The organism is Streptomyces sp. NPDC005878, assembly GCF_040629815.1.
GTDB lineage: Bacteria > Actinomycetota > Actinomycetes > Streptomycetales > Streptomycetaceae > Streptomyces.
This window is the reverse complement of sequence record NZ_JBEXWK010000024.1, coordinates 40184-59055: the sequence shown is the minus strand read 5'-3', so window position 1 is coordinate 59055 and position 18872 is coordinate 40184. Positions and strand designations below refer to the sequence as shown.

At 73.0% G+C, this 18872-nt stretch carries 18 protein-coding genes; 10 read left to right on the top strand and 8 right to left on the bottom strand.

Features of this window, described 5'->3' with window-relative positions; genetic code table 11:
* Positions 1-178 precede the first annotated feature (178 nt).
* The 5 genes from ABZ404_RS28620 to mscL all read left to right on the top strand — a co-directional run bounded on the left by ABZ404_RS28620 (position 179) and on the right by mscL (position 4484).
* A complete protein-coding gene (locus ABZ404_RS28620; RefSeq protein WP_358835833.1) occupies positions 179-1456 on the top strand; it encodes an MFS transporter in 1278 nt (425 codons plus the stop codon).
* A 68-nt stretch (positions 1457-1524) separates the two neighbouring features.
* Entirely contained in the window at positions 1525-1839 is a 315-nt protein-coding gene (locus ABZ404_RS28615) for an FmdB family zinc ribbon protein (RefSeq protein WP_358835832.1), read from the top strand.
* A gap of 128 nt (positions 1840-1967) precedes the next feature.
* Positions 1968-2834: an S-methyl-5'-thioadenosine phosphorylase gene (locus tag ABZ404_RS28610; protein ID WP_358835831.1), complete on the top strand. Its 867-nt coding sequence runs from the start codon at positions 1968-1970 to the stop codon at positions 2832-2834.
* 399 nt (positions 2835-3233) lie between these two features.
* On the top strand, positions 3234-3875 hold the full coding sequence (locus ABZ404_RS28605) for a hypothetical protein (RefSeq protein WP_358991042.1): 642 nt from the start codon (positions 3234-3236) through the stop codon (positions 3873-3875).
* A gap of 156 nt (positions 3876-4031) precedes the next feature.
* A complete protein-coding gene (gene mscL / locus ABZ404_RS28600) occupies positions 4032-4484 on the top strand; it encodes a large conductance mechanosensitive channel protein MscL (protein ID WP_358837795.1) in 453 nt (150 codons plus the stop codon).
* Between the two features lie 31 nt (positions 4485-4515).
* Here mscL and ABZ404_RS28595 read toward each other — a convergent pair whose 3' ends face one another.
* The 6 genes from ABZ404_RS28595 to ABZ404_RS28570 all read right to left on the bottom strand — a co-directional run bounded on the left by ABZ404_RS28595 (position 4516) and on the right by ABZ404_RS28570 (position 10010).
* The gene (locus tag ABZ404_RS28595) at positions 4516-4719 is read right to left on the bottom strand and encodes a hypothetical protein (RefSeq protein WP_358837792.1); all 204 of its coding nucleotides are present in this window, start codon (positions 4717-4719) and stop codon (positions 4516-4518) included.
* 81 nt (positions 4720-4800) lie between these two features.
* Entirely contained in the window at positions 4801-5196 is a 396-nt protein-coding gene (locus ABZ404_RS28590; RefSeq protein ID WP_358837793.1) for a hypothetical protein, read from the bottom strand.
* On the bottom strand, positions 5193-6023 hold the full coding sequence (locus tag ABZ404_RS28585) for a Rieske (2Fe-2S) protein (protein ID WP_358991039.1): 831 nt from the start codon (positions 6021-6023) through the stop codon (positions 5193-5195). Before ABZ404_RS28585 ends, ABZ404_RS28590 begins: the two co-directional genes overlap by 4 nt.
* Complete coding sequence (locus ABZ404_RS28580; protein WP_358836769.1) at positions 6020-6619, bottom strand: 4Fe-4S dicluster domain-containing protein; 600 nt, start codon at positions 6617-6619, stop codon at positions 6020-6022. The genes ABZ404_RS28585 and ABZ404_RS28580 overlap by 4 nt, the downstream gene beginning before the upstream one ends.
* An 8-nt stretch (positions 6620-6627) precedes the next feature.
* Entirely contained in the window at positions 6628-8922 is a 2295-nt protein-coding gene (locus tag ABZ404_RS28575) for a molybdopterin oxidoreductase family protein (RefSeq protein WP_358836768.1), read from the bottom strand.
* On the bottom strand, positions 8919-10010 hold the full coding sequence (locus tag ABZ404_RS28570; protein ID WP_358836767.1) for an MFS transporter: 1092 nt from the start codon (positions 10008-10010) through the stop codon (positions 8919-8921). The genes ABZ404_RS28575 and ABZ404_RS28570 overlap by 4 nt, the downstream gene beginning before the upstream one ends.
* Before the next feature lie 216 nt (positions 10011-10226).
* Here ABZ404_RS28570 and ABZ404_RS28565 point away from each other — a divergent pair, with 216 nt between their 5' ends.
* The 4 genes from ABZ404_RS28565 (at position 10227) to ABZ404_RS28550 (ending at position 14841) form a co-directional block, all read left to right on the top strand.
* Positions 10227-11405 (top strand): low temperature requirement protein A, encoded by a 1179-nt coding sequence (locus ABZ404_RS28565; RefSeq protein ID WP_358836766.1) that lies wholly within the window; start codon positions 10227-10229, stop codon positions 11403-11405.
* Entirely contained in the window at positions 11398-12441 is a 1044-nt protein-coding gene (locus tag ABZ404_RS28560) for a P1 family peptidase (protein WP_358836765.1), read from the top strand. The genes ABZ404_RS28565 and ABZ404_RS28560 overlap by 8 nt, the downstream gene beginning before the upstream one ends.
* Positions 12442-12694: 253 nt before the next feature.
* The gene (locus ABZ404_RS28555; RefSeq protein WP_358836770.1) at positions 12695-13912 is read left to right on the top strand and encodes an Ig-like domain-containing protein; all 1218 of its coding nucleotides are present in this window, start codon (positions 12695-12697) and stop codon (positions 13910-13912) included.
* Between the two features lie 167 nt (positions 13913-14079).
* On the top strand, positions 14080-14841 hold the full coding sequence (locus ABZ404_RS28550; RefSeq protein ID WP_358837942.1) for a DUF6227 family protein: 762 nt from the start codon (positions 14080-14082) through the stop codon (positions 14839-14841).
* A 184-nt stretch (positions 14842-15025) separates the two neighbouring features.
* Here the strand turns inward: ABZ404_RS28550 and ABZ404_RS28545 are convergent, their stop codons facing one another.
* Positions 15026-16468 (bottom strand): MFS transporter, encoded by a 1443-nt coding sequence (locus tag ABZ404_RS28545; protein WP_358836073.1) that lies wholly within the window; start codon positions 16466-16468, stop codon positions 15026-15028.
* Between the two features lie 159 nt (positions 16469-16627).
* Between ABZ404_RS28545 and ABZ404_RS28540 the strand changes: the two genes are divergently transcribed.
* Positions 16628-17608 (top strand): WYL domain-containing protein, encoded by a 981-nt coding sequence (locus ABZ404_RS28540; protein ID WP_358836065.1) that lies wholly within the window; start codon positions 16628-16630, stop codon positions 17606-17608.
* A 220-nt stretch (positions 17609-17828) separates the two neighbouring features.
* Here ABZ404_RS28540 and ABZ404_RS28535 read toward each other — a convergent pair whose 3' ends face one another.
* Complete coding sequence (locus ABZ404_RS28535; protein WP_358836066.1) at positions 17829-18824, bottom strand: sigma-70 family RNA polymerase sigma factor; 996 nt, start codon at positions 18822-18824, stop codon at positions 17829-17831.
* Positions 18825-18872: the final 48 nt, after the last annotated feature.

Here is an 18872-nt window from a genome sequence, read left to right as displayed (position 1 = left end):
CACCACTGATCGACCAACTCTGCCTGACGCAGAGCTGGCGCGACCGTATGGCGGTCGGAGGCTCCCCCAGGTGAGCCCCGGCATCTACCGCAGTTCCGCGCAAGAGGACAGCTCTCGGCGGCGCCCGTACCCACCCGGTACGAGGGGCGCGCTACCAGGCGGCAGAAAGGCAAGGGCCGTGGCATCCACGGTCACTTCCGAGCGTCGCCCGGGCTACGGGCAGCTCCTGCGCACTCCCGGCGCACTGACGTTCCTCCTGCCCGGCTTCGCCGCCCGGCAGCCCTTCGCGATGCTCACCATCAGCATCGTGCTCCTGGTCCAGCACACCACCGGCTCGTACGGCAGCGCCGGTGCCGTGGCCGCCGTCACCGGCGTCTCCATGGCCCTGTTCGCCCCCCAGAGCGGCAAGCTCGCCGACCGCCTCGGCCAGCGCGCGGTGCTGCTCCCCGGCGTCCTGGTGCACGCCGCCTCGGGCTCCGTGCTGATCTCGCTGGCACTGGCCGGCGCCCCTCTGTGGGCGCTGTTCCTGGCCGCCGTCCCCACCGGTGCCTCGGTGCCGCAGGTCGGGCCGATGGTCCGGGCCCGCTGGGCCGCCAAGCTCGACGGCTCGCCCCTGATGTCCACGGCCGCCGCCTTCGAGTCGGTGACCGACGAGTTCACCTTCGTCATCGGCCCCGTGCTCGCGACCGCGCTGTGCACCGGCGTCCACCCGGCCGCCGGACTGATCACCGAGGCAGCGCTCACCCTCGTCGGCGGCCTGCTCTTCGCCGCCCAGCACCGCACCCAGCCGGAGCCCAGCCGCTCCGGCGACGGTGACGCGCGCGTGGAGCACGTCTCCGCGCTCTCCATCCCCGGTGTGCGCGTCCTGGCCGTGTCCTTCCTCGGCATCGGCGCCGTCTTCGGCGGGATGCAGGTCTCGCTGACCGCGTTCTCCGAGGAGATCGGCAACCCCGGCGCCAACGGCCTGCTGTACGGGGTCTTCGCCGCGGGCAACATGCTGGCGGGCATCGCGTGCGGCGCCATCGCCTGGAAGTCCGCTCCCCGGACGCGGCTGATCGCCGGTTACACCGGTCTGACGCTGGCCGCCTCGGGCCTGTGGGCCCTGCACTCCGCGGTGCTGCTCGGCGGCCTCGGCCTGATCGTCGGCCTCTTCATCGCCCCGGCCCTGATCACCGGCTACACCCTGGTCGAGTCGCTGGTCCCGGCCTCCGCCCGGACCGAGGCCTTCACCTGGCTGACCGGCGCCGTGGCGCTGGGCCAGGCCGGCGCGGTCACCGTGGCGGGCCGGCTGGCCGACGCCCACGGCTCCAGCGCGGGCTTCCTGGTGCCCCTGGCGGGCACCGCGCTGGCCCTGGTCACGCTGGTCTCGCTGCGCTCGCGACTGGCTCCGCGCTCCTCGGGACGCACCGTCGCGCGTAGTGGCGTGGGTCACCGAGTTCCCGTCACGGTGGACTGATCCAGCGGAATACGTCACTATGGACCGTCGTTAGCACTCATCGAGTGAGAGTGCCAGGAGGAAGACAAGTGCCGACCTACCAGTACCAGTGCACCGAGTGCGGCGAAGGCCTCGAGGCGGTGCAGAAGTTCACCGACGACGCCCTGACCGTCTGCCCCAACTGCGAAGGCCGCCTCAAGAAGGTCTTCTCGGCCGTCGGCATCGTCTTCAAGGGCTCCGGCTTCTACCGCAACGACAGTCGCGGCGCCTCGTCGAGCAGCACGCCCGCGTCCTCGGCCGCCAAGCCGTCGACGTCGTCGGGCTCGGACACGAAGCCGGCCGCGTCGTCGTCCTCGGCGTCGTCCTCCTCGTCGAGCTCCACCAGCTCGTCGTCGGCCGCCTGACCGGCCGCACGAGCCCCGGACACCCCGAAGACCCCGCCGTCCCCGACGGCGGGGTCTTCGGCATGCCCGAAGCGCGTTCTCCCCACGGCCCGGGCAGGGCCGGCCGGACACGCCCTAGGGTGCTGCGCATGGCTAACGCAGAGATCACGCAGAGCACGGGGAACGCCGAACGCGCGGAGATCGGCGTCATCGGCGGCTCGGGCTTCTACTCGTTCCTGGAGGACGTGACCGAGCTCCAGGTCGACACTCCGTACGGAAGTCCCAGCGACTCCCTGTTCCTGGGGGAGATCGCCGGACGCCGGGTCGCCTTCCTGCCCCGGCACGGCCGCGGCCACCACCTCCCGCCGCACCGCATCAACTACCGCGCCAACCTGTGGGCACTGCGCTCGGTGGGCGTGCGCCAGGTGCTCGGGCCGTGCGCGGTGGGCGGCCTGCGCCCCGAGTACGGGCCGGGCACGCTGCTCGTGCCGGACCAGCTGGTGGACCGGACGAAGTCGCGCGTCCAGACGTACTACGACGGCCACCCGCTGCCCGACGGCTCGGTCCCGAACGTGGTGCACGTGGCGCTGGCCGACCCGTACTGCCCCGAAGGCCGCAAGGCCGCCATCGCGGCCGCGCGCGGCCGGAACTGGGAGCCGGTGGACGGGGGCACGCTGGTCGTCATAGAGGGCCCGCGCTTCTCCACGCGCGCGGAGTCGCGGTGGCATGCGGCGATGGGCTGGTCGGTGGTGGGGATGACCGGGCACCCCGAGGCCGTGCTCGCCCGCGAACTGGGGCTCTGCTACACGACGATGACCCTGGTCACCGACCTGGACGCGGGCGCGGAGACCGGGGAGGGCGTCTCCCACGAAGAGGTGCTGCGGGTCTTCGCGGCCAATGTGGACCGGCTCCGCTCGGTGCTCTTCGACGCGGTGGCGGCCCTGCCGTCGGGCGAGCGCGACTGCCTGTGCGCGCGGGCGCTGGACGGGCTGGAGACGGGGATCCGATTGCCGTAGGGGGTGCGGTTGCCGTGGGAATCCGGCTGCCGTGGGTGATCCGACCGTCGTCGAGGGGGCCGACCGCCGTCGAGGGGTCGGGGTGCCGTAGGGGGCGCGGGCGGCGGGCCCGCCGTGGCCGGTGCAGCCGAGCTGTCGGCCGGGCGGCCGGGCGGCCGGCGGGTCGGGCGGCCGGCGGGTCGGGCGGCCGGGCGGCCCGCTCACACGGGGCGGGCTTCTCCCCCGTCCGCCCCCGAAGCCTCCCCCGGCAACCCGTCTCCCCGTGAGGGTGACGGGGTTGTCCACAACCCGCGAGTAATCCACAGGGTTCGGCGGGAAGTTGGCGGGGCGGGGATCGTGAGGAGCGTTCGAGCAGCACCCGTTCCGGCTCCGGCTCCTCACGATCGGTGGTGACCCGCCATGTCCTGGCCCTCTCCCCTGCCCTCCTCCCCCGCGCCCGCACCCCCTCCCGCGCCCGTTCCCCTGCCTTCCCCGGCCCCCGAGCCGGTCGGGGTGCCCGTCTTTCCCCCGCTGCGGGTGCGCGGGAGCCGGCACCGGCTGCGGCGGGCGGTGCGGCGCCGACGGCGGGCGATGGCGGCCGGTCTCGCGGTGGCCGCGGCGGCGCTGGCGGCGGTGGGCGCGCGGACCCCGGATCACCCGGATACGGGGCCTCCGGCTCCCGGCGCCGTCGCGGCGGCGAGCACGGGCGTCCGGCAGGCGGGCGCGCCATCCCGCCCCGCGGCCAGGGCCGTTGACGTGGTGTCGGCGCCGGTACGGATCGCGGACGCGGAGACCGTACGGCTGCTGCGGCCCGGCGACCGGGTCGATGTGATCGCGGCGCCCGACTCCTCACCGGGCGGCGCGGGCGGTTCGGGCGGCGCGGGTGGTTCGGGCGCGGCCCGTCTGGTGGCCTCGGGTGCGCGGGTGACCGACGTACCCCGGTCGCGCGGTCCGTCCTCGTCCGACGAGGGGGCCCTGGTCGTCCTCTCCGTCCCCCGCGCCACCGCGACCGCGCTCGCCGGTGCCGGTGCGACCTCCCGGCTGGTGGTGACGTGGTACTGAATCGCACGGACATCCTGTCAAGTCACCTGTTTGCGTACGCGGATTGGACAGCGCGGTCATGCGCTGACGTAGGTTGCGGAACGGTTTGCTCCACCCCCCGCACCTGCGAAGAGAGGCTCATTCGTGACCGACGAGAAGAAGAGCGGCGGCGGCGTCATGGCGGGCTTCAAAGCCTTCCTGATGCGCGGCAATGTGATCGACCTGGCCGTCGCGGTGGTCATCGGCGCCGCGTTCACCACCATCGTGAACTCGGTCGTGAAGGGCGTCATCAACCCGCTGGTCGGGGCGTTCGGAACGAAGGACCTGAACAGCTACAGCTCGTGCCTGAAGGGCCCCTGCCAGTTCGACCAGAAGACGGGCGAGGCGGTCTCCGGCATCCCGATCATGTGGGGCCTGGTCCTCAGCGCGGTGCTGAGCTTCCTCATCACGGCGGCCGTCGTGTACTTCCTGATGGTCCTGCCGATGGCGAAGGTCCTGGCCAAGCGCGCTCAGCGCGACAAGGCGAAGGAGGGCGTCCAGGAGACCATGGAGATCAGCGAGCTGGAGGTGCTGAAGGAGATCCGCGACGCCCTGGTCTCCCAGCTCGGTACGGGGCACAGCGCGCCGTAGCGCACGGCCGCCGGGCCGGACGGGGGCGCGCTCAGATGTGGTGGGGCGGCTTCTCGTCGAGGAAGCGCGCGAGGTCGGCCGCGCTGCCGGTCGAAGGGGCCCGCTCACCCCACCCACGGTCCGTGTCGTCCGCGGACTGCTGGTCCAGCGGATCGTCGAAGACCAGCGCGGGCCTCGGCTTCGGGTCGGACGCCGGCTTCGCATCGCGCGGTCCGGGGGCGGGGGCGGTACTCATAGCTCCAGGGTACGGCGAGACGGTGGCCGACACCCTCTCCTCCACCGGCGCCCTCCCCCTGGCCGCCCTCCCCCCGCCCCCTCACCGGTCCTTGGGGTCGATCAGCCAGAGGCCGAGGACGACGAGGAACGACAGGCCCAGGAAACCCGTGCCCCACCAGGCGGTCGCGGAGTCGCCCTTCATCCACTCGTCGACGATCACCGTCAGCCCCCAGAGCTGGCCGACGACCACGGTGATCGCCAGGACGAGCCGGGCCGTCAGCTTCGAGGACCGCTCCGGCTCCTGTTCGGTGCCCGCACCGGGGCCGGGGCCGGTGCGGCGGGTCCGGGGATCGCCGTATCCGCTGGTGGCGCGGATCTGGGGGTACCGGTCGCGTACGGGACGGTTGAGGCGCGGCTGCGCGCTGCCGGGGGTGTACGGCGGCGGCGCGGGCACGGTGGCGTCGCCACTCGCGCCGGGGCCGGTGTCGGCGCTCATGTCCGTTCGGTCCTCTCGGGCTGGGACCGCGCCCCCGGGCAGCCGATCCGGGCCGCCATGTCCGGGCGCCGCTCACCGAACTGCCGGCACATGGCCGCCTTGAAGCTCTCGCCGGAGCGGGTGGTGGCCACCGCCCAGACGCTGCCGTCGATCTCCTCGACGAGGAGCACCTTCGGCAGGGGGCGGGGCGGTGGTCCGGCGGTCACCTCACCGGTGCGGACGTCGAAGACGCCCTCGTGGCAGGGGCAGTACAGCTCGCCCTCCTCGCCCCGGTCCTCGCGCCACAGCACCGCGCAGGCCAGGTGCGTGCAGACGGCGGAGTAGCCGACGAGGGTGCCGTCCCTGAGCCGTACGCCGACCGCCCGGTCGTCCTCGCCGGGGAAGCGGAAGGCGATGGACTCGCCGGGGCGGAGCCGGTCGGCGACGCGCTTGGGCTCGGGGGCGTCCGCGCTGTCCCCGTGCCGGTGGAGCACGCCCCCGGCGACGGCGACCGCGCCGACGGCGAGGCCGCCCGAGACGGTGGTGACGATCCGCAGGTAGTCGCGGCGGGTGGTGAGCGAGTCGGCGGCGACGCGGTCGCGCAGCGCCTCCTGGGCGGGGTCGGGCCAGGGGGCGGCGGGCCCCGAGCCACCCTCGCGCGAGCCACCCGCACCCGGGACGCCCTCACCCGGGACGCCCCCGCTCGGGGCACCTCCGCCCGGGGCACCCCCGCCCGGGGAGCTTCCGCCCGGACCGCTGCCCGCGTCCGCCGTGCCGGGCCCGTCGGCCGGCGTGCCGGGCCCGTCGGCCGGGGTGCCGGGCGGCGGGGGCTGGCCGGTCGTGCTCATCGGACCGCCCTTCCGTTCACCTCGACGACCGGGAGGCCGCCGGGGACCGGCCACTGGACCCGGTCGGCGGGGACGACCATGGCCACGCCGGTGGCCACGACGACATCGCCGAACGTGAAGGAGTCGGCGACCTGGACACCGGGGCGTTCGGCGCGGAGCTCCTCGACCGTTCCGTAGAAGAGGGCGCCGGTGGGGCAGACCGTGGCGCACATGGGGGCGAGGCCGTAGGAGGTGCGGTCGTAGCAGAGGTCGCACTTCATCTGGAGCTTCGCCCGGAGGTCGATCTTCGGTACGCCGAAGGGGCAGGCGTTGACGCAGTTGGCGCAGCCGATGCAGCGGGAGGTGTCGGCCTGCTGCACCACTCCGTCGGCGGTCACCAGGATCGCGTCGGCGGGACACACCTCGGCGCAGGGGGCGACCGGGTCCTCGCAGTGCATGCAGACCGTGGGAAGGGAGGCGACCGAGTGCCCCTCGTCGGGGTAGTCGAGATGGATCATGGATGTGCCCCGGTGCGAGTCGCACTCGCGGCAGGCCGAGACACAGGCCTGGCAGCCGATGCAGCGCCCGGGGTCGATGAAGATCGTTCTGCCCATCATGGCGGGCGTCAGCTCCTCTCGGCGGTGCCGCGCCCCTGCGGGGACGTGGGCGGCCGGGGGTCGGTGCGGGAGGCCTGGGCCGCCGGCCAGGCCACGTGGCCGGGGGCGGTCGGGGGCGCGGGGACCTCGGCGATCCGGTCGCCGGGCTCGATGCGGCAGGCGCAGACCTTGTACTCGGGAATCTTGGAACGGGGGTCGAGAGCGTCGATGGTGAGCACGTTGGCGGCCGTGGGAGCCGGCCAGTGGTACGGGATGAAGACGGTGTCGGGGCGGATCGCCTCGGTGACCAGGGCGGGGAAGACCTCGCTGCCGCGCCGGGTGACGACGCGGACCGGGTCGCCGTTGCGGAAGCCGTGCGAGGGGTGCACCTCCACCCAGGGGCGCGGGGTCTGCTCGACGAGCGCGCCGAGCCGGCGGGTCTGGTTGCCGGAGAGGAAGTGCGCCACGGTCCGGCCGGTGGTGAGGGAGAGGGGGTGCTCGTCGTCGTACGGGTCCATCGGCGGGTGCCACTCGACGACCTGCATATGGACCTTGCCGTCGGGGTGCGCGGTCCGGCCGTCCTCGAACAGGCGCGGGGTGCCGGGGTGGTCGGTGGAGGGGCAGGGCCAGACGATCCCGCCGGTCTCCTCCAGGCGCTCGTAGGTGATGCCGTAGTAGTCGTTGACCGTCCCGGCGGAGGCGACGCGCAGCTCGTCGAAGACCTCGCGCGAGCCGGCGAAGGCGAACTTGTCGCCCGCGCCGAGGCGTTGGGCCAGCTGGCAGATCACCCAGGTGTCGGTGCGGACGCCGGCGGGGGGCTCCTGGGCCTTGTTGTGCTTGACCACCCGGGCCTCGGCGTTGGCCATCACGCCCTCGTCCTCGGCCCAGGTGGTGACGGGGAAGACCACATGCGCGTCGGCCGCTGTCTCGGAGAGGAAGAAGTCGAATTGGGCGTGGAACTGAAGGGCGTCGTAGCCCTCCTTGACGGTCCTGTAGTTCGGGAGGGAGACGAAGGGGTTGTTGCAGATGCCGATCAGGCCGCGGATCTCCTGGCGGCGCATCTGATGGACCATCTCCATCATCGAGGTTCCGGCGGGCGGGAGTTCGGACTCCTCGATGCCCCAGATCTCGCAGATCTGCCGCCGGTGCTCGGCGTTCATGATGGAGCGTCCGCCGGGCAGCAGGTCGGCCTTCTGGCCGTGCTCGCGTCCGCCCTGGCCGTTGCCCTGGCCGGTGAGGGTGCCGTAGCCCGCGCCGGGCCTGCCGAGGTTGCCGGTGGCCACGCAGAGGTTGATCACGGAGAGGCAGTTCTCCACGCCCTGGGAGTGGTGCTCGATGCCCCGGGCGTGCCAGGCCATGGCCCTGGGGGCGCGGGCGAAGACGCGGGCCACCTCGACGATCTGCGCGGCCGGGACCCCGCAGATCTCCGCGGCCCGCTCGGGGGGATACTCGGCGGCCTTGGCGCGGACCTCCTCCCAGCCCGTCGTGTGGGCGGCGACGTACGCCTCGTCGACGAGCCCCTCCTCGACCACGACGTGGAGCAGCGAGGTGAAGAACGCCGAGTCGGTGCCGGGCTTGAGGGCCACGTGGATGTCGGCGGTGCGGGCGACCGCCGTCTCGCGCGGGTCGATCACGATCAGCGTGGCGCCCCGGTCGCGTGCCCCCCACACGTACTGGGTCATGACGGGGAAGCACTCGCCGACGTTGGACCCGGCGATGAGCAGGCAGTCGGTGAGGAGGATGTCGGAGAAGGGGTTGGCGGCCCGGTCGATGCCGAAGGCGAGCTTGTTGGCACCGGCCGCGGAGACCATGCACAGCCGCCCGTTGTAGTCCACGTGCCGGGTCTTCAGCGCGACGCGGGCGAACTTGCCGACCAGATACGTCTTCTCCGAGAAGAGGCTGGCCCCGCCGAGCAGGCCGAAGGCGTCATGGCCGTGGGCGGCCTGGATACGGCGGATCTCCGCGACCGTGAAGTCCAGGGCCTCCTCCCACGACGCCTCGCGGAAGGGCTCGTCGCGGGAGCGGCGCAGCAGCGGCGCGGTGAGCCGGTCGGGGTGGTTGACCTGCTGGTACGCGTTGATGCCCTTGGGGCACAGGCGCATCCGGTTGATGTCGTGGTCGCGGGGTTCGACGCCGAAGACCCTGCCGCCGCGGTCGACGCGGAGATACATCCCGCACTGCACCCCGCAGAAGCAGCAGTGGGTGGGCACGAGGGTCTCGCCGTCCTGGTCGGCGCGCCGGCGGTCGGCCGGGATGTCGCCCGCGTCGCGGAGGACGCGGGTGCCGGGCGGGGCGAGGGAGGGGTCCAGCGGGAGCCGGTTCACTTGTAGCCCTTCTTGACGTGCGCGAGGTAGGCGGAGCCGCGCAGCACCCGCTTGCAGCGCGGGCAGTACTCGGCCCAGGCGTCGAAGCCGAGGCGGAGGTCGCGCATGGTCCCGCGCAGGTTCTCGACATAGGGGGCGGTGTCGACGGGCTCGCCGCAGCGGCGGCACGGGAAGACCTGTTCGTCCTGCCGGGCGGTGTACTTGAAGAGCTGCATCCCGACGGCGGCGGGCCGCTGGACGATGTGGAAGAACTTCCCGAACGGGATGTAGATGAGGGTGAACACCACCGACACCATGTGCAGCACGGCCAGGAACTCGTAGCCGCCGCCGTGCAGGAAGACCGACGAGAAGGTGAGGAGGAGGCCGGTCACGGAGACGACGATCAGCAGGAGCAGCGGGACCAGGTCGTAGGCGAAGCGCTGGCCGGTGATCGCGCCGCGGTCCTTCATGCGGCGCCACAGGAAGTACGAGGCACCGGGGATGACCAGGACGGCGGCGATGTCCAGCCCGTGGAACATCAGCCAACCCAGGAGGTTCAGCGAGTCGAAGCCGAGGATCTTCAGACCCCAGATCCGCATCTCGTAGCCGGGCCCGGAACCGGTCGACGAGGTGAAGGTGAACCAGCCCCAGGTGAGGGGGAAGGTGATCGCGGCGGCCAGCAGACAGCCCCAGAAGACCAGCTGGTGGGCGGCCCAGCGGGCGTGCGAGCGGGCGCCGAGGAACTTCTGGAGACCGAGGTAGGTGGCGGCCATCCTGGGCAGCGCGGTGGGCGCCCGGCGGAAGTTGGCGACGGAGAAGAGGCTGCGCCACCCCTGGGTGAGGAGGCGGCGGGCGCCCGGCGAGGAGATCCACACGGTGTAGCGGTAGGCGACGCCGAAGGCGAGGAAGACGGTCGCGCAGGCGTAGGGCAGGAGGGCGGAGTCGAAGTCCTTCAGCCGGCGGCTGCCGAAGACGATGGCGAGGACCAGCAGGAGGGAGAGGGCGGTACCGGCGGCGGTCGCCCGCAGCGCGACCGTCGGCTTCCCCGTGGGTGGCCTCGCCGCGGGAGGCTTTGCTGCGGGGCGCTTCGCTGCGGGAGGCTCGGTCACCCGGCCACCGTAGGTGCATCTGACCACTTATCACCTGTTTTGACGGGTGGCGGGGTGAACCCTTCAGTCAGATGGCAGTGGGGGGCGGGCGGCCGTGGGGCGGGGCCGGGCGGGGCCGCTCGCCGGCCGGGGAGCCTCGCAGCTGGGTCCCGGTCAACCCGCCCGGGTACCCCCCGGTGCCGCCGTCCCGGTGTCCGCGTCTGGTCTCCTTGGCCCATGCCCCGCATGACCGCACGCAGCCGCCACGAGGAACACCGCGCGGCAACGCCCCTGGAACTCTTCTTCGACCTCTGTTTCGTCGTCGCCGTCGCGCAGGCCGGCGCCCGGCTCGTCCACTCGCTCGCCGAGGGCCACCTCGGCGCCGGACTGGCCGGCTACACCGCCGTCTTCTTCGCCATCTGGTGGGCGTGGATGAACTTCACCTGGTTCGCCTCGGCGTACGACAGCGACGACGTGCTCTACCGTGTCGTCACGCTGGTGCAGATCACCGGTGTCCTCATCCTCGCCGCCGGGGTGCCGCGCGCCTTCGACGACAGTGACTTCACCGTCTGCGTCATCGGCTACATCGTGATGCGGCTCGCCCTGACCAGCCAGTGGCTGCGCGCGGCGCACAACGCGGCGGACCCGGGCGAGCGCCTGATGGCGCTGCGGTACGCCGCCGGGCTCGTCGTGTGCCAGCTCGGCTGGGTCGGCCTGCTCTTCGTGCCGCACGGCGCCACCCGCTCCTGGGTGTTCGCGGTGCTGGCCCTCGCCGAGATCGCCGTACCCGTGATCGCCGAGCGGGACGCGCAGAGCACCTGGCATCCGCACCACATCGCCGAGCGGTACGGCCTGTTCACCCTGATCGTGCTGGGCGAGACGGTCGCCGCCGCCACCGTCGCCGTACAGGAGGCGCTCGACGAGCACGAGGCGCTGGGCGAGCTGCTGCCGCTCGCGGGCGGCGGGCTGCTGATCGTCTTCGCGGCCTGGTGGATCTACTTCGCCGTGCCGATCGCCGGTCATCTCACCTCCAACCGGCAGGCGTTCGCCTGGGGGTACGGGCACTTCGTCATCCTCGGCTCGGCCGCCGCCATCGGGGCCGGGATGGAGGTGGCGGTCGAGCAGGCCGTCGGCAAGGCGCACATCTCCACGGCGGCGGCGTCGGCCGCCGTCACCGTGCCCGCCGCCCTGTTCATGCTCACGGTGTGGGCGCTGCACTCGCGCCACTTCAAGCGCACCCTCGCCCAGCAGCTGGTCCTGCCCGTCTCGGCGGTGGCGACGCTGGCCTGCACGTTCGCCGGGCACGGGGCCGTGCTCGCCGCCGGCCTGGTGGCCGCCGCCACCGTGGCGGTGGGCGTGGCGCTGCCCGGTCACGACGGGGAGGGAGACGACCCTAAGGTCGACGGTCATGGCTGACACCGCGAAGACCCCCGGGGCCGACTCCCTCACGGACGTGCCCGGCTTCCTCGTCGGGCACGCCCACGTCCCCGGCGAGCGGGCCCTGAGCGGGACCACCGTCGTCCTGGCCCCGGCCCCCGGCGCCGTGGCGGGCGTCGATGTGCGCGGCGGCGGGCCCGGCACCCGGGAGACCGACGCGCTCGACCCGCGCAACGTCGTCGAGCGGATCGAGGCCGTGGTGCTGACGGGCGGCAGCGCGTACGGACTGGACGCGGCGGGCGGTGTGATGGCCTGGCTGGAGGAGCGGGGGCGCGGGGTGCGGGTGGGGCCCGAGCCGCACCAGGTGGTGCCGGTCGTCCCGGCCGCCTGCGTCTTCGACCTCGGGCGCGGCGGCGACTGGCACGCCCGCCCGGACGCGGCCACCGGCCGGGCCGCCGCCGAGGCCGCGGGCCCCGACGTCGCCCAGGGCTGCGTCGGTGCCGGGACCGGGGCGGTCGCGGGCGGCCTCAAGGGCGGGGTCGGCACCGCGAGCGCCACCGTGCCCTCCGGCGCCACCGTCGGAGCGCTGGTCGTCGTCAACTGCGTGGGCTCGGTGTTCGACCCCGCGACGGGGGCGCTGTACGGGGCGCCGGGGCGCGTCGCGTACCCCGAACCGGCGGTCCACGAGGCGGCCATGGAGCGGCTCGGCCGGGCCCGTACCACCTCCGGGCTGCCGCCCCTGAACACCACGCTCGCGGTGGTCGCCACCGACGCGCCGCTCACCGGCCCGCAGGCGCAGAAGCTCGCGGGCACCTCGCACGACGGGCTGGCCCGGGCCATCCGGCCGGTGCATCTGATGCACGACGGCGACACGGTCTTCGCCCTCGCCACCGGCACGTCCACCTCCACCGGCACCGGCACCGGCGCGCCGCTGTCGCCGGTCGACCTCAACGCGGTGCTGGCGGCGGGCGCGGACGTGGTGGCGCGGGCGGTCACCAAGGCCGTGCTGGCGGCGGAGGGGGTGGAAGGACCCGGCGGGACGTTCCCGTCGTACCGGGATCTGTACGGGAGTTGAGGGGCCTGGCGGCGCTGTCCCGCCTCGCCGCCGGCGCCGACCAGCTGTTCGCGGCCATCACCCTGGAGTGTCAGGGCCCCCGCCGGCCGCTCCCACCGCCTCCCCCCTGTGGCGTGAGTCACAGAGCGCGCTCGCAACCGTAAGGGCCGTGTGAGTGCTCTGTGCACGTACTGAGTGACGTACGCACAGATGGAGCAACCACGTGATCTCGCCCGACACCGCCGCGCAGCCGCAGTCCCGCACCCCGCAGCAACTGCGCGCCCGGCGGCGGGCGTTCACCGCCGCGTCGGCCCTGCTGCTCGGCGCCCTGACCCTGACCGCCTGCGGCGGCAGCGCCTCCGGCTCCGACAAGGGCGACGGCAAGGGCAAGGGCGGCGACTCGGCCCCCGCCCAGGACGTCTCCACGCTGAAGATCACGATCTCGGCGAAGAACGGCTCCGCCAACGCGAGCGTCAACAGCACCGCCGTCACCGCCCAGGGCGGCAAGCTCACCCAGGTCACCATGGTCGAGGCGCAGACCGGCAAGGCCGTGGCCGGCGCGCTCGCCGCCGACGGGCTCTCCTGGAAGCCCACCGCCAAGGTGGAGCGCGGCACCCCGTACAAGATCATGGCGACCGGCAAGGACGACAAGGGGCGGCCCGCGACCGAGAACTCCGCCTTCACCACGGTCTCCTCGAAGAACAGCTTCATCGGCACCTACACCCCGGACAACGGCGCGACGGTCGGTGTCGGCATGCCGGTCTCGTTCACCTTCGACAAGGCGATCACCGACAAGAAGGCCGTCCAGTCGCACATCACGGTCAGCTCCAGCAGCGGCCAGCAGGTGGTCGGCCACTGGTTCGGCGGGCAGCGCCTGGACTTCCGGCCGCAGGAGTACTGGAAGGCCGGGTCCAAGGTGACGATGAAGATCGCCCTGGACGGCGTCCAGGGCGGCCAGGGCATATCCGGCGTGCAGTCCAAGACCGTCACCTTCACCATCGGCCGCAACCAGGTCTCCACGGTCGACGCCCGGACGCAGAAGATGACCGTGCAGCAGGACGGCAAAACGGTCAAGACGCTGCCCGTCTCGACCGGCAGCGCCGAACACAGCACGTACAACGGGCAGATGGTGATCTCCGAGAAGTTCACCGAGACCCGGATGAACGGCGCCACGGTCAACTTCGGCGGCGAGTACGACATCAAGGACGTACCGCACGCGATGCGCCTGTCCACCTCGGGCACCTTCCTGCACGGCAACTACTGGTACAAGGGCGACCCGTTCGGCAACACGGGAACCAGCCACGGGTGCGTGGGGCTCAAGGACGTCCGGGGCGCCCAGGGCGACACCCCCGCCAAGTGGTTCTTCGACCACTCGCTGATCGGTGACGTGGTCACCGTGAAGGGCTCGCCGGACAAGACGATCGCCCCCGACAACGGCCTGAACGGCTGGAACATGGCGTGGGCCGAGTGGCAGGCGGGCAGCGCCGTCTGACGTCCCGTCGGGCCGCGGCCCGGGGCCCCGCCCCGGGCCGACTCCCCCGCCGCACGGGGCCGTTCCAAGCCGATGAGAATGTTTCGGCCATGCCCGCTGCGCGAAGCGCGCTCAAGGGCTACGTTGAGCACCCTCTACGTGACGAACAGCTACGGCGGGGAGACGCCTTGGTGCCCAACGAGTGCGAGTACGAGACGGCCGAGGACCACCTCGCCGGCCTGCTCGGCCGCGCGCTGAACTCGTTCGACCTTCCGGACGAGCTGGTGGAGAGCCTCGACTCGGCCCTCGCGCACACCACTTCGCTGCACTCGTCGCTGCACGCCTCGGGCGGCCCCGGCCGCCCCCGGCTCAGCCGCGAGACCTACCGCCACACCTATCTCCTCCTCGACGGCACCACGGTCACCCTCTGGGAGGTCGTGCACGCCCGGGGCAACGAGGTGTACGCGGACGAGGAGAGCGCCGCGCTCGCCGCGGCCCGGCTGTGCCGGCGGGTCCGTCCCGACCTGGCGGCCGGGCCGGCGGACGACGGCCTCGACCCGGGGCTCACCGGGGTCGAAGTCCTCGGCGGGCTGACGCCGGTGGAGCGCGCCGGGGCGCGCGGGACGTACGAGGCGGACGGCTCGGCCGACCACGCGCGGCGGCTGCTGCGCCGCGCCGAGAACCCGGACCGGCCCGGCGAGAGCGTGGCCCGCTTACTGCGGGGCGCCGTCGCCCATCGCATCACCCGGGCCCTGGGCGGGCACGGGGGTTCGGCCGGGCGCGGCGGCGCCATCCTGTACGAGCACGCGTTCCTGCTCCGCGACGGCGTCGAGCTGAGCCTGTGGGAGGTCGAGCACACGGCGACCCCGGACGGCCGCCACATGTGCGAGGTGTACGCGGCGCAGGAGTCGGCGCGGACGGCGATGGAGCGGCGCACGCGGGTCTCCTGACCCGGCCGGGGTAAGCGGCGACGCCGGGCCGGGTGGAGGTCTCTCCACCCGGCCCGGCGTCGTCGTGGCTTACCGGCCCGGCGTCGTCGTGGCTTACCGGCCCGGCGTCGTCGTGGCTTACCGGCCCGCGTCGCCGCGGCGTTGCCCGCCCGCGTCGTCGTGGCCTACCCGTTCGCCCGCGCCGTCACGGCGTCAGCGCCGGCTCCTTGGCGACCTCGTCGGACGGCTCCGCGTCCGCGCCGCCCTCCAGGTGCTGCTTGGGCCGGGCCGGCAGCAGGAACATCCCGATGAAGATCAGGGCGCAGACGCCCGCCACGACCCACAGCGAGCGCTGGAAGGCGTCCGAGAAGGCCGGGCCGATCTCGGCGAACGGCAGGTCGTCGTCGATCGCGCCGAAGAAGACCACCGAGACCAGGCCGAGGCCCAGCGCGTTGCCCATCTGCTGCACGGTGTTGATCAGGCCGGACGCGGAGCCCGCGTGCTCCTGCGGGACCTCGGAGAGGACCGCGTCGGTGAGCGGGGCGACGATCAGGCCCATGCCGACGCCGAGGACCACCAGCGGCAGCGCCATCTGCCAGGACTCGATGTCCATCCCGAAGTGGCGCGCCTCCCAGATGTAGATGAGCAGGCCGAGGGCGGTCACCAGCGCGCCCGCCTGGAGCACCTTGCGGCCGAACCTGGGCACCAGCGACTGGACGGACATGCCCGCCGCGGCCGACATGGCGATGGAGAACGGGATACCGGTCAGACCGGCCCGCAGCGCGCTCCAGCCGAGGCCTATCTGCATGTACAGCGTCCAGACCAGGAAGAAGATGCCCATGGCGAGGCCGAACGTCATCTGCACCGCGATGCCCGCCGCGAAGCTCTTCACCCGGAACAGCGAGAGCTCCACCAGCGGCGAGCCGTCCTTGCGCGCCTTGACCCGCTCGTACGCCACCAGCGCGCCGAAGACGACGAGGCTGCCGGCCATCGAGAGGTGGCCCCACAGCGGCCAGCCCAGCTCGCGGCCGCGGGTCAGCGGGTAGAGCAGCATCAGCAGGCCGAGGGTGACCAGCGCGACGCCCACCAGGTCGAGCTTGAGGGCCTTGGGCGCCTTGGACTCGGTGATGAACTTGGCGCCCAGGACCAGACCGGCGACACCGACGGGCAGGTTGATCAGGAAGATCGGCCGCCACTCGAGACCGAACAGGTTCCACTCGGTCAGCAGCGCGCCCAGGATCGGGCCGGAGACCGCGCCCAGGCCGATGACCGCGCCGAACATGCCGAACACCTTGCCGCGCTCCTCGGCCGGGAAGGTGGCGTGGATGATCGACAGGACCTGCGGCACCATCAGGGAGGCCATGGCCCCCTGGAGGATGCGGGAGGCGACCAGCATCTCGGGGTTGGCGGCGAAGCCGCAGAGCGCCGAGGCGATGGTGAAGCCGGTCATGCCGATGAGGAAGAGCTTCTTGCGGCCGTGGATGTCACCGAGGCGGCCACCGGTGATCAGACCGGCGGCGAAGGCCAGGGCGTATCCCGCGGTGATCCACTGGATCGAGGCGAAGGTCGCCCCGGTGTCCTTCTGGATGGAAGGGATCGCTACGTTGACGATCGTGACATCGACCAGGTCCATGAAGGCCGCGGTCATCACGATGGCCAGGGCGAACCACCGTCGGCGGTCGGTCACGGCGGCCGCTGTGCCGGGGGCCGCGGCTTCTGGAGGTGTGGGCGTGGTGGAGGTCATGGGAAAGAAGCTAGACCCTATGTAGGTCAGCCCGCGTCCTAATTTTCCCGCATCCTGGGTCTCATGACGGACACCCCGGCTCGGCTGCTCCAGCTCCTCTCCCTGCTCCAGACGCCCCGCGAATGGCCCGGCGGCGAACTCGCCGAGCGCCTCGGCGTCTCGCGGCGCACGGTCCGCCGTGACGTGGACCGGCTGCGCGAGCTGGGCTATCCCGTCCAGGCGACCCTGGGCGCCGACGGCGGGTACCGGCTGGTGGCCGGGAAGGCGATGCCGCCGCTGGTCCTCGACGACGAGGAGGCGGTGGCCATCGCGGTCGGGCTGCGGGCGGGCGCGGGGCACGCGGTCGACGGGGTGGAGGAGGCGTCGGTACGGGCGCTGGCCAAGCTGGAGCAGGTGCTGCCGTCCCGGCTGCGGCACCGGGTCGCCACCCTCCAGGCCGCCACGATGCCGCTGACCGGCCCGTGGCGCGGCGACGGGGCGAGCGTCGACCCGCACACGCTGACCGTGATGGCCTCGGCCGTCACCGGGACGGAGCGGCTCCGCTTCGACTACCGCAAGGGCGACGGCAGCGAGTCGCGCCGCGTGGTCGAGCCATACCGGCTGGTGTCGACGGGACGGCGCTGGTACCTCGTCGCGTACGACATCGAGCGCGAGGACTGGCGTACGTTCCGGGTCGACCGGGTGGCCTCCCCCTTCGCGACGGGGTCGCGGTTCGCGCCCCGGGAGCTGCCCGCGCAGGACGCGGCGGAGTTCGTGAGCCGGTCGCTGTCGCGGATGCAGCCGGAGCTGGACCTGGACGTGACGTTCGAGGCGCCCGCCGACTTCGTGACGGCGCGGCTCACCGCGTCGATGGGGGCGCCGGTGCCGCTCGGCCCGGCGCGGTGCCGGCTGCGGGCGCGGGTGACGGAGTCGCTGGAGTGGGTGGCGATCCGGCTGGCGCTGGTGGACTGCGAGTTCGCGGTGGAGTCACCGGGGGCGCTGACGGACTATCTGGCGGATCTGGGAGCCCGGCTCACCCGGGCGGCGGGGCCCCGTTCCGAGTAGCCCCGAGGCCACAGGGGCCCGCCCCGACCCTGGGCAGCCTGACCGCAGCCCGAGGAGCCCCGAGGTCACGGGGGCCCGGCCCTGGGCAGGGAGGAGCCCGGCCGCAGCCGAGAAGTCCCTCGCCGCCCCGGGCCCCGCCCCGGGCAGGGGGGAGCCCCCGGCACCGGGGGGGGGGAGGGTGCCGGGGGCTCGTCTGGGGGGGGTGGGCCGGGGCGGATCGTTACGCCGCCGCGTCGAAGCCCGTGTCCCGTGCCATCTTCTTCAGTTCCAGCAGGGCGTGCTTCTCGATCTGGCGGATGCGCTCGCGGGTCAGGCCGTGCTCCTTGCCGACCTCCGTCAGCGTGCGCTCGCGGCCGTCGTCGATTCCGTACCGCATCTTGATGATGGAGGCGGTGCGCTGGTCGAGCTTGCCGATCAGGTCGTCGAGCTCCTCGCTGCGCAGCAGCGTGAGCACCGACTGCTCGGGGGAGATCGCCGAGGTGTCCTCCAGGAGGTCCCCGAACTGGGTCTCGCCCTGGTCGTCGACCGCCATGTTGAGCGAGACCGGGTCGCGGGCCCAGTCCAGGACGTCGGCGACGCGCTCCGGGGTGGAGCCCAGCTCCGCGGCCACCTCGGCGGCCTCCGGGTCCCTGCCGTTCTCCCGGTTGAACTCGCGCTGGACGCGGCGGATACGGCCCAGCTCCTCCACCAGGTGGACGGGGAGGCGGATGGTGCGGGACTGGTCGGCTATCGAGCGCGTGATGGCCTGGCGGATCCACCAGGTCGCGTACGTCGAGAACTTGAAGCCCTTGGCGTAGTCGAACTTCTCCACCGCGCGGACCAGGCCCGCGTTGCCCTCCTGGATCAGGTCGAGGAGCGGCAGACCGGCCCTCGGATAGCGCCGGGCCACGGCGACGACGAGGCGGAGGTTGGAGCGGATGAAGAGGTCCTTGGCCCGGTCACCGGCGGCGACCAGGGCTTCGAGCTCCTCGCGGGAGGCGCCGCCGGCCTTGCTCTCCACCTCTCCGTCGAGGATCTGGCGTGCGTACACCCCGGCCTCGATGGTCTGGGAGAGCTCGACCTCCTTGGCGGCGTCGAGCAGCGGCGTCCGCGCGATCTCGTCGAGGTACATCCCGACCAGGTCGCGGTCGGCGATCTCGCCGCTGACGGCGCGAACACTGCTCCCCGACTCGGATCCGCTGCTTGCGGTCCGGCGGGCGACGGCGCGGGTTGCCATGCGTGCTCCCTTGCTGTGTAGGTCGCGACACCCTCCCGGGTGCCCTGC

Excerpts from the sequence above, each read along its gene's own strand:
- ABZ404_RS28610 (WP_358835831.1), top strand. The coding sequence starts at position 1,968 with ATGGCTAACGCAGAGATCACGCAGAGCACGGGGAACGCCGAACGCGCG.
- ABZ404_RS28605 (WP_358991042.1), top strand. The coding sequence starts at position 3,234 with ATGTCCTGGCCCTCTCCCCTGCCCTCCTCCCCCGCGCCCGCACCCCCT.
- mscL (WP_358837795.1), top strand. The coding sequence starts at position 4,032 with ATGGCGGGCTTCAAAGCCTTCCTGATGCGCGGCAATGTGATCGACCTG.
- ABZ404_RS28595 (WP_358837792.1), bottom strand. The coding sequence starts at position 4,719 with ATGAGTACCGCCCCCGCCCCCGGACCGCGCGATGCGAAGCCGGCGTCC.
- ABZ404_RS28590 (WP_358837793.1), bottom strand. The coding sequence starts at position 5,196 with ATGAGCGCCGACACCGGCCCCGGCGCGAGTGGCGACGCCACCGTGCCC.
- ABZ404_RS28585 (WP_358991039.1), bottom strand. The coding sequence starts at position 6,023 with ATGAGCACGACCGGCCAGCCCCCGCCGCCCGGCACCCCGGCCGACGGG.
- ABZ404_RS28580 (WP_358836769.1), bottom strand. The coding sequence starts at position 6,619 with ATGATGGGCAGAACGATCTTCATCGACCCCGGGCGCTGCATCGGCTGC.
- ABZ404_RS28565 (WP_358836766.1), top strand. The coding sequence starts at position 10,227 with ATGCCCCGCATGACCGCACGCAGCCGCCACGAGGAACACCGCGCGGCA.
- ABZ404_RS28560 (WP_358836765.1), top strand. The coding sequence starts at position 11,398 with ATGGCTGACACCGCGAAGACCCCCGGGGCCGACTCCCTCACGGACGTG.
- ABZ404_RS28545 (WP_358836073.1), bottom strand. The coding sequence starts at position 16,468 with ATGACCGCGGCCTTCATGGACCTGGTCGATGTCACGATCGTCAACGTA.
- ABZ404_RS28540 (WP_358836065.1), top strand. The coding sequence starts at position 16,628 with ATGACGGACACCCCGGCTCGGCTGCTCCAGCTCCTCTCCCTGCTCCAG.
- ABZ404_RS28535 (WP_358836066.1), bottom strand. The coding sequence starts at position 18,824 with ATGGCAACCCGCGCCGTCGCCCGCCGGACCGCAAGCAGCGGATCCGAG.